At 67.0% G+C, this 13,783-nt stretch carries 13 protein-coding genes; 9 read left to right on the forward strand and 4 right to left on the reverse strand.

Features of this window, described 5'->3' with window-relative positions:
* Positions 1-547: 547 nt before the first annotated feature.
* Complete coding sequence (locus tag QW868_RS25755) at positions 548-943, reverse strand: GFA family protein (RefSeq protein WP_316231838.1); 396 nt, start codon at positions 941-943, stop codon at positions 548-550.
* Positions 944-1,302: 359 nt separating this feature from the next.
* On the opposite strand from QW868_RS25755, the gene QW868_RS25760 reads away from it, so the two are divergent.
* Entirely contained in the window at positions 1,303-1,866 is a 564-nt protein-coding gene (locus QW868_RS25760; RefSeq protein WP_315734861.1) for a hypothetical protein, read from the forward strand.
* Positions 1,867-1,977: 111 nt separating this feature from the next.
* On the opposite strand, the gene QW868_RS25765 is transcribed toward QW868_RS25760, so the two are convergent.
* Complete coding sequence (locus tag QW868_RS25765; RefSeq protein ID WP_315772663.1) at positions 1,978-2,565, reverse strand: LysE family transporter; 588 nt, start codon at positions 2,563-2,565, stop codon at positions 1,978-1,980.
* A gap of 282 nt (positions 2,566-2,847) precedes the next feature.
* Between QW868_RS25765 and QW868_RS25770 the strand changes: the two genes are divergently transcribed.
* The 6 genes from QW868_RS25770 to QW868_RS25795 all read left to right on the forward strand — a co-directional run bounded on the left by QW868_RS25770 (position 2,848) and on the right by QW868_RS25795 (position 9,247).
* The gene (locus QW868_RS25770; protein ID WP_316231839.1) at positions 2,848-4,323 is read left to right on the forward strand and encodes an amidase; all 1,476 of its coding nucleotides are present in this window, start codon (positions 2,848-2,850) and stop codon (positions 4,321-4,323) included.
* Between the two features lie 104 nt (positions 4,324-4,427).
* Entirely contained in the window at positions 4,428-5,177 is a 750-nt protein-coding gene (locus QW868_RS25775) for an aspartate/glutamate racemase family protein (RefSeq protein WP_316177387.1), read from the forward strand.
* A 228-nt stretch (positions 5,178-5,405) separates the two neighbouring features.
* Positions 5,406-6,491 carry an ABC transporter ATP-binding protein gene (locus QW868_RS25780; RefSeq protein ID WP_315734869.1) on the forward strand — a complete coding sequence of 362 codons (1,086 nt, stop codon included), beginning with the start codon at positions 5,406-5,408 and terminating at the stop codon, positions 6,489-6,491.
* A 25-nt stretch (positions 6,492-6,516) separates the two neighbouring features.
* Complete coding sequence (locus QW868_RS25785; RefSeq protein WP_315772671.1) at positions 6,517-7,563, forward strand: ABC transporter substrate-binding protein; 1,047 nt, start codon at positions 6,517-6,519, stop codon at positions 7,561-7,563.
* A gap of 2 nt (positions 7,564-7,565) precedes the next feature.
* Positions 7,566-8,435, forward strand: coding sequence for an ABC transporter permease (locus tag QW868_RS25790; RefSeq protein ID WP_316231840.1), 870 nt, complete (start codon positions 7,566-7,568; stop codon positions 8,433-8,435).
* The gene (locus tag QW868_RS25795; RefSeq protein WP_316231841.1) at positions 8,432-9,247 is read left to right on the forward strand and encodes an ABC transporter permease; all 816 of its coding nucleotides are present in this window, start codon (positions 8,432-8,434) and stop codon (positions 9,245-9,247) included. The genes QW868_RS25790 and QW868_RS25795 overlap by 4 nt, the downstream gene beginning before the upstream one ends.
* 213 nt (positions 9,248-9,460) lie before the next feature.
* Here QW868_RS25795 and uraH read toward each other — a convergent pair whose 3' ends face one another.
* Positions 9,461-9,802, reverse strand: coding sequence for a hydroxyisourate hydrolase (uraH, locus tag QW868_RS25800; protein ID WP_315753966.1), 342 nt, complete (start codon positions 9,800-9,802; stop codon positions 9,461-9,463).
* Positions 9,803-9,831: 29 nt separating this feature from the next.
* Between uraH and QW868_RS25805 the strand changes: the two genes are divergently transcribed.
* Both QW868_RS25805 and QW868_RS25810 read left to right on the forward strand, forming a co-directional pair.
* Complete coding sequence (locus QW868_RS25805) at positions 9,832-11,025, forward strand: MFS transporter (RefSeq protein ID WP_316231842.1); 1,194 nt, start codon at positions 9,832-9,834, stop codon at positions 11,023-11,025.
* A complete protein-coding gene (locus QW868_RS25810) occupies positions 11,012-12,364 on the forward strand; it encodes an amidase (protein ID WP_316231843.1) in 1,353 nt (450 codons plus the stop codon). Before QW868_RS25805 ends, QW868_RS25810 begins: the two co-directional genes overlap by 14 nt.
* Here QW868_RS25810 and puuE read toward each other — a convergent pair.
* Positions 12,355-13,782: an allantoinase PuuE gene (gene puuE, locus QW868_RS25815; protein ID WP_316231844.1), complete on the reverse strand. Its 1,428-nt coding sequence runs from the start codon at positions 13,780-13,782 to the stop codon at positions 12,355-12,357. The two genes, QW868_RS25810 and puuE, sit on opposite strands and share 10 nt — an antisense overlap.
* Position 13,783 lies beyond the last annotated feature (1 nt).

Genomic DNA, 13,783 nt, shown 5'->3' on the forward strand with positions numbered 1-13,783 from the left:
AACTCCAGCAGAGGCGCTTGACGAGCTGCTGTCACGAATGAAAACACTGGGTGTTGCGACCACCGCTTGAGCCCGCCTCCGGCCCTCCCTGCGCGATGGCTTTAACGGCCGCTTCGCATTCTCCCCGGTGCGCCGGGCTTTCTGGTCACCGTCACCCACGCGGCGCCGTTGGCGCCGGCGCAGGCTTGATACTGGCATCGGAGTATCAGGACCACGCGACTTGACCGTGCGAGCCGATGTTGTTCGTCCGCGCGAATGACCACGCTGCAAACCGGCCCGCCCATCACATCCCACCTCCACGCTTCGTGACGACCGCGCAGCGCCCCTCGTCGATGAGGCGGGACAGCGACGAACAATCATGATTTTCCGAAATCGACAAGCGGGATATTTTTTCTGGCGGGACTGGACAGCCCAAATCAGCCTGAACTTGCACGTGAAATCGGGCTCCAGACGCAGCGTCGATCGAGCGGATCTGAAGCCTCGACAGGCTTGTCCGATCTCCGCACGAGGGACATGAGTCGCCCGACGAGCGGCATTCTTGATCTCGTCAGTCCTCGGCGCGCAGCCCATCACCATCGACGTACCAGTCGGCGCGTGACGCCCAATGCACGTGGCGATCGGGAACGGCGCCGAGCGGCTCATCGAAGCCTCCGGCGGGAATGATCGCCTCGGGGCCGCTGCGCGTCAGATGTGGCATCGGACTGCCGCAAGTGCTGCAGAAGGCGGTGGCGAAGCTGCACGCCCGGGGCAAGTCGAACCGCGTGACGTTCGCCTCGCCGCGCAGCCAGCGAAGCGCCGACGCCTTGACGATGACCTCACAGGAGTGCGCCGTGCCGCTGGCCTTGCGACAGCGCGAGCAATGGCAATTGAGGAATTTGTCGAACGGCCCGTCGACCTCGAAGCCGACCTGGCCGCAGAGGCAGCTGCCGCGGAACGTGGTCATGACGATCTCCTGTCGTGGTCTGGAATGGAATGTCCAAGAGCGCCGCACGCGTGGAGGATGTTACTTGTCCTGATTGCTTATCCTGATTGCATCCTTGCAGCTATCAGGACGACTGAAGGCCAGCTGCGGTCGCCGCGCTGTTAGTCGGTAGTCTGACCTTCCCAAAGCGGAACATTCATTTGTTGTGAGTCATCCTCGACGTCGAGAGTCAATCATTCCGAATGATTTGGAACCAGTCTGAGCGGGCAGCGCCGTCCCGCATTTGCATGGCTCAGGGGTGATTCGGTCACCTTGAAGACATGTTTAGACGTTGATTGGCGCGCGGCAGGGGGATTTCACAGCGTACAGGAGTCCTCCGAATGTACCGCGTTGTTATTGTCGTCGCCGCATTGCTGGCTCTCTCCGTTCAAGCCGAGGCGCGTCCTCGTCACCATCATCATCACTACTCGCACCGTCACCACTCCTACATGAACGCGATGGCCTCGATTCCCGGCGAAGGTCGCGTCGTCGGCGGCCGCCCATCGGGATGTCCGCATGCCTTTTGCGGCTGCGAAGCGTCGCTCTACACGTTCGGCCGGGTCGTTCCCGAGCTGAATCTCGCATCGAACTGGCGTCGCTTTCCGCGCGCAGCTCCCGCACCGGGAATGGCTGCCGTCCGGTCCGGCCACGTCATGATCCTGCAGCAGCAGGTCGCCGGCAACATCTGGTATGTGCATGACGGCAATTCCGGCGGCCACGTCACCCGCGAACATCCCCGCTCGATCGCCGGCTACACGATCGTGAACCCGAATGGCGGTTCCGCGATGTTCGGCGCGGCGGCTCGTGTCACGCGCGAGGCCCGTGCGCCGAGCTACCAGCGGCTCGCCCGCAACACGCGGCCGGACGGCTGGATGGCCAGCGCGGCGCCGATGGCCTTCAACTAGGTCCTTGATAGCTTCGCGACGCGGCCTGCGGCATCCGGATCGAATGCTGCAGGCCGCGTCGTCTAGCCTGCGCGCGCGTCCGCTGGCAGCACCAGTAACAAGCGGAACCGTTCACAGCGCGCCAAGGGCGGGCGCCAGGATCACACAGGCCAGCAGCGCCAGGGCCGCAGCGCTACAGCGATAGCCGAGCGACGCCGGCACGACATGCCCGAGGCCGCAGCGCAGCGTCGCGCCGAGCACGATCCAGGCTCCTCCGATCGTCGCAGTCGAGAGTCCGAGCACGACCAAGAACGGCCATAGGCTCGCCGCATCGCCTTCCGGCGGCAGCAAGGTGAAAGCGAAGATGATGGCCTTTGGATTGAACAGCGTCGTGATGAACACGCCGCGCAGGGTGACCGGCGCCGCATCGCTTGCGCTGCTGCTGCTGCCGTGGCGCCAGAGCGCGGCAGCGAGGTGCAGCAGATAGAGCACGACCACGACACGGAGAGCCTGTCCGACCAGCGGCGCGGTCGCGACGAGCGGACCGAGCGTGATGCGCAGCGTCGCGATCGCGAGCAGATAGCCGGCAAGCTCGGCGAGCAGCAGATGAACGGAGGCGCGCACGCCACGACTCGCACCGGCAGTGGCGAGCAGCGTGTTCGTTGGGCCGGGCGTAACGAGCAGCGCTGCGCCCGCCGCACCGAAGGTCAGGATATCCATGACCCCATCAAGCACGCGCGCCATGCGCTGGCCTTGACGAGCGTCAACGTCCGGCGCCGCGGGCTGCGGTCCCGTTTTCCGGAACGGCTCGTATGTCGGCTTCATTGTGGACGGTCGTCGGCCGCGCCGCATGATAGGATCGTATGGCAGCATGCAGGGCGACTGATTGACTTGGCTCTCGTGCAAACTAAGGTTCGCGGCGCCGGAAGTGGAACAGCGCCTGATCATCGCACCGTTCGAACGCGTAGCATCGATGGTCGGCGCGCAAGGATCGGAAGACAGATGACGTTGGCGATGAGCTGGGACGAGTGGGCCCGGCATGATGGCATGGCGCTGGCGGCGCGCGTTCGCAGCGGCGAGCTGACGGCGGCGGAGCTGGCAAGGCAGGCCGCCGAGGCAATCGCAAAAGTCGATCCCGCGCTGTCCGGCGTGGTCGAAGTCTTCGCCGATGCCGTGGAAGATCCGGGCAAGGCCGGCGCCAATCTCGCAGGCCCCTTCGCCGGCCTGCCGTTCCTGATGAAGGATCTCGGGCCGACCATGGCCGGACGGCTGCAGGAGCAGGGCTCGCTGTTCATGCGCGGCAACCGACCCGCCGCCGACACGCACCTGACGGCGAAGATGCGCAAGGCCGGCCTCAATCTGATGGGCCGCACCACGACGCCGGAGTTCGGCGTCTGCAGCTCGGCCGAGAACCCGGCCGTCTACGTCACGCGCAACCCCTGGAATACCGACTATACCACCTGCGGCTCGTCGGCCGGGAGTGCGGCGATGGTCGCCGCCGGCGTCGTGCCGATCGCGCACGCGACCGACGGCGGCGGCTCGATCCGCATTCCCGCCGGCGTCAACGGCAATATCGGGCTGAAGGTCTCGCGCGGCGTGTTTTCGATCGCGCCGCATCTGTCGGATCTAAGCGGCCTGGTCTCGATCCAGGGCTGCCAGTCGCGCAGCGTGCGCGACACCGCGGCGTTCGTCGATCATTGCCGCGGCGGCGCGCCCGGCGAGTTCATGCCGTATTGGACCACGCCGGAGCCCTATGTCGAGCTGATCAAGCGCGATCCCGGCAAGCTCAGGATTGCGCTGTCGCATCAATGGGGCGACTACCGCGCCACGCCGCATATTGCTTCTGAGCTGGAGCGTGTGGGCAAAATCCTCGAGGGCCTCGGCCACCACATCGGCTACGCGCTGCCCGACGTCGATTACCGCCAGGCGTTCGCGGCGCAAACCACCTGCTACATCTCGAACTTCGCGATCGTCATCAACAACCTGCTCGCGGCGCGCAAGCTCGGGCGGCCGCCGGCCGACCTGATCGAGCCGATCAACATCCGGGTCTGGGAAGCGGGCAAGGGCACCAGCTTCGCCGAGCGTGCGGCGATGCAGGCGGTGTTCAATACGACGTCGCGCGCCTTCGGCGCGTTCTTCGAGGACTGGGACATCATCCTGACGCCGATCACGGCACTGCCGACGCCGAAGATCGGTACCACCGAATACCTGACCATCAGCGACAATCCCGACGTGCTCGACTGGTTCGAGAATCTGTGGCGCAACTTCGCCTTCACGCCGCTCGCCAATCTCTGCGGCGTCCCGGCGATCTCGCTGCCGCTCGCCACCAATGAGCACGGCCTGCCGCTCGGCATCCAGGCGATCGGCAAGCAGGCCGACGACGGCCTGCTGCTGCAGCTCGCGGCCCAGATCGAGCGCGCGATCGGCGGTCAATGGAATGGCGGCGCGACGCCGGCCGTGCATGTGACCAGCAAGTGACCGACTCACGCGCCTGATCCTGATGACATGATAGGCTGCGCCGGGCGTGGACAAGGCGCTCGCATTTCCGGCAATCTTGCATTTCCGACCATCAGGCGCGCCCGATGAACATCCTGCTGCTCAATCCCAACATCCGCTCCGACATCACCGACCTGATGCTGCAGGTCGGCCGCGACGCCGCCGCGCCCGGCACGACCCTGATCCCCTGCACCGCGCCGCGCGGTGTGCCCTATATCGCGACCCGCGCGGAGGCGCAGATCGGCGGCGCCGTCGCGCTGGAGATGCTGGCGGAGCGCAACGGCAGCTTCGACGCCGCGATCATCGCCGCGTTCGGCGATCCCGGCCTGTTCGCGGCCCGCGAGCTGTTCGACGTGCCGGTGATCGGGCTTGCCGAGGCGGCGATGCTGACCGCCTGCATGGCCGGACGCCGCTTCGCCATCGTCACCTTCGCGCAGGCGCTGGGTCCCTGGTACGAGGAGTGCGTGCGCATGCACGGCCTGATGGAGCGCTGCGCCGGCATCCGCATGCTCGACGGCAGCTTCAAGCAGATCTCCGACGTGCAGCACGAGAAGGAAGAGCTGCTGGTCGAGCTGGCGCTGCGCGCGGTGGAGGAGAACGAGGCCGACGTGCTGATCTTCGCCGGCGCACCCCTCTCCGGGCTCGCGGCCCGCGTCGCGCACCGCATTCCCGTGCCCGTGGTCGATCAGGTGATCGCCGCGGTGAAGCAGGCGGAGGCGCTGCTGGCGTTGAAGATGCGCAAGGCCACGGCCGGCACCTTCCGCCGCCCGGCCGCGAAGCCGACGACGGGCTTGCCCGAGGCGCTGGCCGCCCGGCTGGAGCATCGCGACGGGTAGTTGGGCCGTGTGAGTCGCAACGCTCTCTCCCCACGTCATTCCGGGACGCTGTCGGCGCGAGCCCGGAATGACGTGGGGAGAGAGCGAGCCAGATCTTGTTAGCTGCGAGCTCGGGCGGAACCCGTCATACTCCCATACCCCCACCTCCTCTTCTGTACACAAGCCGCCTTCGTTGCCTGAAAAGGCGGCACGCTTCTTGCTTTTTCAGATCAGTTGAGCAGGAAGCCCATGGCCAGCGTATCGGAAGCCAAGTCGCTCGTTCTGGATCGGATCACCCACCGCTTCGCCAGCGGCACGATGGCCGTATCCGATATCAATCTCGACGTGAAAGGCGGCGAGATCATCGCCCTGCTTGGGCCCTCGGGCTGCGGCAAGACCACCTTGCTGCGCATCATCGCCGGCTTCATCGGCCAGAGCGAGGGGCGCGTCATCATCGGCAACGACGTCGTCGATGCGCTGCCGCCCAACCGGCGCGCGGTCGGTATCGTGTTCCAGAACTACGCGCTGTTTCCGCATCTCTCGATCACCGAGAATGTCGGCTACGGCCTCGCCGCGCGCGGCGTCGACAAGGCCACGCGCAACAGGGAGGCGCAGCGGCTGCTCGACATGGTGCAGCTCGGCCCGTTCGGTGAGCGGCTGCCGCGGCAATTGTCGGGCGGCCAGCAACAGCGCGTGGCCCTGGCTCGCGCGCTCGCGATCAAACCGTCGATCCTGCTGCTCGACGAGCCGTTCGCCGCGCTCGACAAGAATTTGCGGTTGGACATGCAGATCGAGGTCAAGCGGCTGCAGCGCATGGCCGGGATCACAACTTTGATCGTGACCCACGACCAGGAGGAGGCGCTGTCGATGGCCGACCGCGTCGCCGTGCTGAGTCACGGCCATCTCGAGCAGTTCGGCACGCCCTCCGAGATCTACGATCAGCCACAGACGCTGTTCGTGAACAGCTTCGTCGGCACCGCGAACAAGATGAAGGGGACGGTGATCGCGACCGACGCTGATAGCGTCAAGGTCGGCCTCGAGGCCGGCGGCGAGATCATCGCGCGCGCCCCCACCCCGGTACGTGCCTCAGACAAGGTCACCGTGTGCCTGCGTCCCGAGCATCTCACCTTCGTCAGCGACGACACCGGCTTTGCCGGCGAGATCGGCATGGCGCTGCCGCTCGGCGCGACCGTGGTCCATGAGATCAAGGCCAGCGACGGCTCGAGCATCAAGATTTCGCAGGCCCGCACCGGCGACACGCCACTGCGCGATGCCGGCGCGCCGGTGCGGGTCGCACCGATCGCACCCGGCCTCGCCACCGTCTTCCCGCAATAGACCAACAGACACATCGGAGTGAAACATGATGCTTGATCGCCGCCGGCTCCTGACCAGCGCCTTGACGCTGGGAGCCATGCACGCCTTCCCGGGCCTGAGCCTCGCGCAGGCGCGGCCGCTGGTGTTCGCGACCTTCACCGGCAGTTGGGAGGAGGCGCACAAGGCGGTCCTCGTGCCGGCGTTCCGCAAGGCCAATGCCGATGCCGCCATCGTGCTCGACCCGATGCTGTCGGTCGATCAGATCGCCAAGGTCAATGCGGCCAAGGCCAATCCGCCGATCGACGTCATGCTGCACGATCCGGGTCCGGCGCTGGTCGCGATCGGTCAGGATCTCGTCGATCCGTTCCCGGCCGACAAGAGCGCGTACTTCAAGGACCTGATTCCGGAAGCGCAGGACGCGATGGGCCCGGCGCCGTTCTTCCAGGTCGTCGGCCTGACCTACAATCCAGAGACGGTGAAGACGCCGCCAACCTCCTGGGCCGATCTGTGGAAGCCCGAGTTCAAGGGCAAGGTCGGCATCACCAACCTGAACTCCACGCTCGGCACCGGCTGGCTGGTCGAGATCGCGCGCATGCGCGGCGGCTCCGAGGCCAATGTCGACGAGGGCTTCAAGGCGCTGGAGGAGCTGAAGCCGAACCTCGCCGCGGTCGCCGCCAATCCCGGCGCCCTGGCGACCCTGTTCCAGCAAGGCCAGATCGACATCTCGCCCGGCAATTTCAACGCCATCCAGATCCTGAAAGCGCGTGGCGTGCCGGTCGAGTTCGTGGCGCCCAAGGAAGGCGCCATCGCCTTCAAGACCACGATCCACATCGTCAAGAACTCGCCGAACAAGGAGCTCGCCTTCAAGCTGATCGAGGCGGCGCTGTCGCCGGAGGTGCAGACCACGCTGATGAACTCGCCCTATCTGATCGTGCCGACCAACACCAAGGTCGCCATGACCGGCGAGATCGCCAAGGTGCTGGCCAAGGACACCGCGGAGCTGAAGAAGAAGTTCGTGTTCCAGGACTGGAAGAAGATCAACGAGCAGCGCGCGTCCTGGATCGAGAAGTTCAATCGCGACATCAAGATCTAGCCATGAAGAGCGCCACGACCGCACCGGGAGACGTGACCAGCTTCAGCCTGGGGCTTGCGCTGCCCCTCGCTGCTGCGTTCGCGATCTTCTTCGTGCTGCCGTTGGCGCAACTGCTCTATCTCTCGCTGCACAACGACACCGCCGCGACGGTGTGGGGGCTCGGCCAGTACATCAAGTTCCTGACCGACCCCTTCAGCCTCGCCGTGCTCGGCTCGACCTTGCTGCTCGGCGCCGAGGTGACGCTCGCCTGCCTCGTGCTCGGCTATCCCATCGCCTGGCTGTACCAGCGCTCGGGCAGCCGGGTGCAGACCCTGATCATCATGATCGTGCTGCTGCCGCTGCTCACCAGCGTCGTCGTCCGCACCTTCGCCTGGATCGTGATCCTGGGCCGGCAGGGCATCATCAACTCCGTGCTGCAATCGCTCGGCCTGATCGGCACGCCGCTGCGCATGATCTACACCCAGGGCGGACTGATCGCGGCGCTGGCGCAGGTGCAGATGCCGCTGATGGTGCTACCCCTGATCACCGCGATCGGCCGCATCGATCCCAATCTCTCCGACGCCTCGGCCTCACTCGGCGCCGGTAGCTGGCGCACCTTCGTCAAGGTGATGCTGCCGCTGTCGATGCCCGGCATCATCGCCGGCTGCACCCTGACTTATGCCGCCGCGATCACCGCCTTCATCACGCAGTCCCTGGTCGGCGGCGGGCAGATGCTGTTCATGCCGATGTATCTCTACCAGCAGGCCTCGACCCTGCAAAACTGGCCGTTCGCCGCGGCGATCTCGATCATCTTCCTGTTCGCGGTGCTCGCGATCGTTGCGCTGTTCTCGACCCTCGGGCGGCGTGCCCGCGGCTATGGAGACGCCAGATGAGCCAGCGCCAGCGCAACTGGGAAGCGCTGAGCTTCCAGATCGTGATGACGGTGGTTGCCGTGCTGGCGCTGATCCTGATCGTGTCGCCGTCGCTGGTCGTGGTGATCGTCTCCTTCACGTCCGGCTTCTCGCTGAAATTCCCGCCGCCGGGCTATTCGGCGCGCTGGTACGTCGAATTGTGGAACGCCTGGCAGCTGCAGTTCGCCGCGCGCAACAGCGTCGTTGTCGCGCTGTGGTCGACGGGTCTGTCGATCGTGCTCGGCGTCGCCGCGTCGCTGGCGATCTCGCGCTCGAAGACGCTCACGGCGAAGCTCCTGGACTCGTTGTTCATGTCGCCGCTGGTGCTGCCGGCACTCGCCTTCGGCCTGGCGGCGCTGATGTTCTTCTCGCTGATCGGCCTGCCGGTGTCGCTGCTGACGCTGGTGATCGGCCACACCATCGTCTGCGTGCCTTATGTCGTCCGCAACACCGTTGCCGCGCTGGCGCAGCTCGAGCCGACCCTGCTCGAAAGCTCGGCGATCCTCGGCGCCAGCAGGCTCTATACTTTCCGCCGCATCGTCTTGCCGCTGATCCGTCCCGGCATCATCTCCGGTGCCTTCATCGCCTTCATGTCGTCGTTCGACAACGTGCCGGTGTCGCTGTTCCTGCGCGATGCCGCCACCGACATGCTGCCGATCCGGATGTGGCAGGACCTCGAAGGCAAGCTCGACGTCACCATCGCCGCGCTGTCGAGCGTGCTGATCATCGCCACCATCGCGCTGATGGCGATCATGGAGCGCGCCACCGGCCTGTCGAAGCGGCTGACGGGTTGAGGCTGAGTGCCCCTTCCTGAAATTGGGAGTTCGTGCCCGTCCAACTCCAAGCCGTCATGGCCGGGCTTGTCCCGGCCATCCACGTCGGCTGGCGATCGCGGAGGGACGTGGATGCCCGGGACAAGCCCGGGCATGACCAGCGACTGATTGACGGGCTCGACCGTCGGGGCAACTTATTCGTGGAGTTTACGATATAGCGTCAGACGCGCTTCCCTAAGCGCCGCGGAAGATCGAATAGCCCCAGGGAGTGAATTTGAGCGGCAGGTGAAAGTGCTCCTCGACCTTGTCGATCGCGAAGCGAAACGGCACTGTGGTGAGGAATTTCGTCTGAGCGCCAGCCCCGAAGAACTCGCCGACATGAAACAGCACCTCATACTCGCCGGCGATGACGCCGTCGCCCTTGACGACCGGCGCCTGCAAGGTGCCGTCGGCGCCGAGCTGTCCCTCCGCGAGCAGCGTGCGATCCGGCGTCACGCGCCAGATCGCGACGCGCAGGCCACGCGCGGGGCGCCCGTTCGCCACATCAACCGCATGAACCGAGATTCCACCGGCCATTTCGCGCTCCGCCATCAGGTTGTCGCGGCATGATAGCCGTGAAGCAAGCGTCAGCACCAGCGGCGCCGCTGTGGCCTGCGGTCGCTGCGATGACCGCGCTGCAGGCCCTGGTGTCGCTGGCGCTGATCGCGCCGGGCGTCGTCGCGCCGCGCGCCGGCCTCGGCATCGAGCAGCTGTCGCTGTTCTCCACCGCGGCCTTCACCATCAGCCTCGTCTCCTCGTTCTGGGGCGGCACGCTGGTCCAACGCGTCGGCTCGCTGCGCGTCGCAGCGCTGTGCGCGGTCGCCGTCTGCGCCGGCATGTCGCTGGCCCTGTTCGAGGGTGGATGGGCCCTGCTCGGCGCCGGGCTGATGCTGGGGCTCGCGGTCGGACCGGAGACACCGGCAAGCTCAGCGCTGCTCGGACGTCTCGTGCCGGCCGAGAAGCGCGCGATGGTGTTTTCGATCCGGCAGACCGGCAGCCAGATCGGCGCGGTGGTCGGCTCGCTGCTGCTGCCGCCGATCGCCGTGCTGCTGGCACCGAGCTCCGCCTATGCCGCCGTGATCGTCTGCGCCGCCATCGCCTTCGCCGGCTTCGAGCGTCTGCGGCCGGCCTATGCGATCACGCCGCCGGCCATGCCGCGGCTCGGCCTGTTCGATCGATTGCGACTGATCAGCGCCGACCGCCGCATGGCCGCGCTCGCGGTCGCCTCGATTCCGTTCAGTGGCATGCAGGTCATCCTCAACACCTGCTTCGTCAGCTTCGGCACGTCAGAGCTCGCGCTCAGCCATGTCGAGGCCGGCTGGGTGCTGGCCTCGGCGCAAGGCGCCGGCCTGATGGGACGGCTGGGCTGGGGCGTGGTCGCGACGCGGCTGCGCTCGGCGCGGGCCGTGCTGGTGATGGCAGGCGTCGGCATGGCGGTCTGCGCGCTGCTGCTCGGTCTCTGGGGGCCGCTGCTGAGCCGGTCGATCCTGGTCCTGCTCACGATCGTGTTCGGGCTGACGGCGAGCGGCTGGAACGGCGTGTTCATCGCCGAGATCGCCAATCTCGCCAAGCCCGGACGCGTCGCCGAGGCGACAGGTGCGGTGCTCACCGCCTCGTTTCTCGGCCTCGTCGCCGCGCCGCTGCTCGTCGCCTTGCTGACGCCCCGCGTGGGACTCGGCGGCAGCTTCGTCGCACTCGGATTGACGGCGGCCGCGGGCGCGGCCGTGCTGCTGATGGAGCGATCCCATGCGCGCAAGTGACATCGCACGCGCCGTCATGGCGCGGCAAAGCACCGCCAGAGAGATGGCCGAGCAGGCGCTGGCGCGCATCGCCGCGGCCCGTGACCTCAACGCCGTCGTCACGACAGATCCGGCGCGAACGCGCGCCGAGGCCGATGCCGTCGATACGCGCGTGGCCGCCGGCGAAGCAATGCCGCTCGCCGGCGTGCCGGTCGTGGTCAAGGACAATATCTGGGTCGAGGGCTGGCGCATCACGCAGGGCTCGCGGCTGTTCGCTGATTTCATCGCGCCCGAGGATGCGATCGCGATCGCGCGGCTGCGCCGCGCTGGCGCCGTGATCGTTGGCATCGGCGCAACCTCCGAGTTCGCCTGCAAGGGCGTGACGACCTCGCGGCTGTTCGGACCGACTGTTCATCCGCAGGACCCGCAGCTCACGCCCGGCGGCTCGTCGGGCGGGCCCGCCGTTGCGGTGGCGGCTGGGCTCGTGCCGCTCGCGATCGGCACCGATGCCGGCGGCTCGAGCCGCCGGCCGCCGGCCCATGTCGGCGTGGTCGGCTTCAAGCCGTCGTTCGGTGCCATTCCCTACGGGCCGGGATTCCCCGAGCCATTCTGGCGCATCTCGGTGATCGCGCCGATCGCGACCGATGTCGGCGATGCCAGGCTTGCGTTCGAGATCATGGCCGGCGCCGACCCGCGCGATCCCGATACGTTCGACGTGGCCGTGGCGGATCATGCAACGCCGCTGCGCGTGGCGTTCTCGCCGCGGCTCGGGCTGGACGTCGCGGTCGATGGCGACACCAGCGCTGGCCTGCAGCGGGCGGTCGACCGCCTCCGCGCCGGCGGCATGCCGATTGTCGACAAGGATCCCGTCTGGCCGGCCGGCCTTGCCGAGGACGCGGTGATGCCGCTCCAGCATGCCGGGCTGGCCGCGCTCTACGGCGACGCCTTCCACAATGATCCGGCGCAATTCGATCCCGATATCGCCAAGCAGATCGAGCGCGGGCTCGGCCTTAGCGGCGCCAACGTCGCGCGTGCGCTCGAGGCAAGCGCGCAGATCGCGCGGGCCTTCGCAAGCTTCTTCACGCAGGCCGACGTGCTGCTGGCGCCGACCGTGCCCTGCGTCGCCTGGCCATTCACGCAGCTCGGCCCATCCAAGATCGGCGGCAAGCCGGTGAGCCCGCGCGCGCATGCGGTGTTCACGCCTTACGCCAATCACGCCGGCGTGCCGGCGATCTCGATCCCCTGCGGCACCAACGTTCACGGACTGCCATTCGGTCTGCAACTCATCGCGGCCCGCGGCCGCGACCGCCTGCTGCTCGATGTCGCTGCCGACGCCGAGCGGATCCTCGCTCAGTCCTGATCGAACTTCTTCGCCAACCTCGCCCGCGTGATGTGACCGATCTGGTCGATGGCGTTGGCGATCTCGGTGTCCGGGTCGTTGCCGATGCGACGCTCCATCTCGGCGATGACCGAGGGGCGGTCGGCGTGCAGCGCCAGAGCGACGATCAGCGGCATGCCGAACTTGTCGCGATAGCGGCGGTTGATGTCGGCGACGCGCTCGAACTCGGCGCGCGAGAGCGAGGTGAAGCCGAGCCGACCCTGCTCGCCGATCGAGTCGTTCGTCATCTCACCCGCCAGCGCCTCGCGGCCGGCGAGCTCCGGATGGGCGCGGATCAGCTTCAGCTTCTCGTCGCGGCTCATGGCGCGAACGACGTTCATGAGCGTCGTATGCAGCGCATCCGCGGCGTCGTCGAAGGCGGACAGGCCGGCGCGATAGGCGCGGTCGGCGATTTCAGGCGAATGCTCGAAGATGTCGCCATAGCGCTCCACGAACAGCACGCGCGACATCTGCGACGGCCGCCACACGCCGGCCGGCGGATGCGTCCGGATCCAGTGCCGGGCGATGTCGAGCCGGGTCGCGACCCAGACCTTGTCATGCCCCGTGATATAGTCGAGGAAACGGGCCAGCGCGGCCGCGCGCCCGGGGCGGCCGACCAGCCGGCAGTGCAACCCGATGGACATCATGCGCGGGCTCTCCGCACCCTCTGCGTAGAGCGTATCGAAACTGTCCTTCAGATAGGCGAAGAACTGGTCGCCGGAATTGAAGCCCTGCGGGGTGGCGAAGCGCATGTCGTTGGCATCGAGCGTATAGGGCACGATCAGTTGCGGGCCGTGCGGCCCCGCGATCCAGTACGGCAGCTCATCGGCGTAGGAATCGGCGCTGTAGACGAAGCCCTGCTGATTCAACACGATGTCGAGCGTGCGCTCCGACGTGCGGCCCTGGTAGAAGCCGAGCGGCCGCTCGCCCGTCAGCTCGGTATGGAGCCGAATCGCCTCCTCGATATCGGCGCGCTCGTCGGCCTCGGGGACATCGCGGTAGTCGATCCATTTCAGGCCGTGGGAGGCGATCTCCCAGCCGGCTTCCTTCATCGCGGCCACGGCGTCTGGATTGCGGGCCATCGCGGTGGCGATCGCGAACACCGTCACCGGCAGCTTGCGCGCGGTGAACGTCCGCCACAACCGCCAGAAGCCGGCGCGCGAGCCGAACTCGTAGATCGACTCCATGTTCATGTGGCGCTGGCCCGGCCAGGGCTGGGCGCCGACGATCTCGGACAGGAAGGCTTCGGAGGCGGCGTCACCGTGGAGGATGTTGTTCTCGCCGCCCTCCTCGTAGTTGATCACGAACTGCACGGCGACGCGGGCATCGCCCGGCCAGCGCGGATGCGGCGGCGTGCGGCCGTAGCCGACCATATCGCGGGGATAGACGTCAGCACTCATC

Source organism: Bradyrhizobium sp. SZCCHNR1051, from assembly GCF_032489615.1.
Lineage (GTDB): Bacteria > Pseudomonadota > Alphaproteobacteria > Rhizobiales > Xanthobacteraceae > Bradyrhizobium.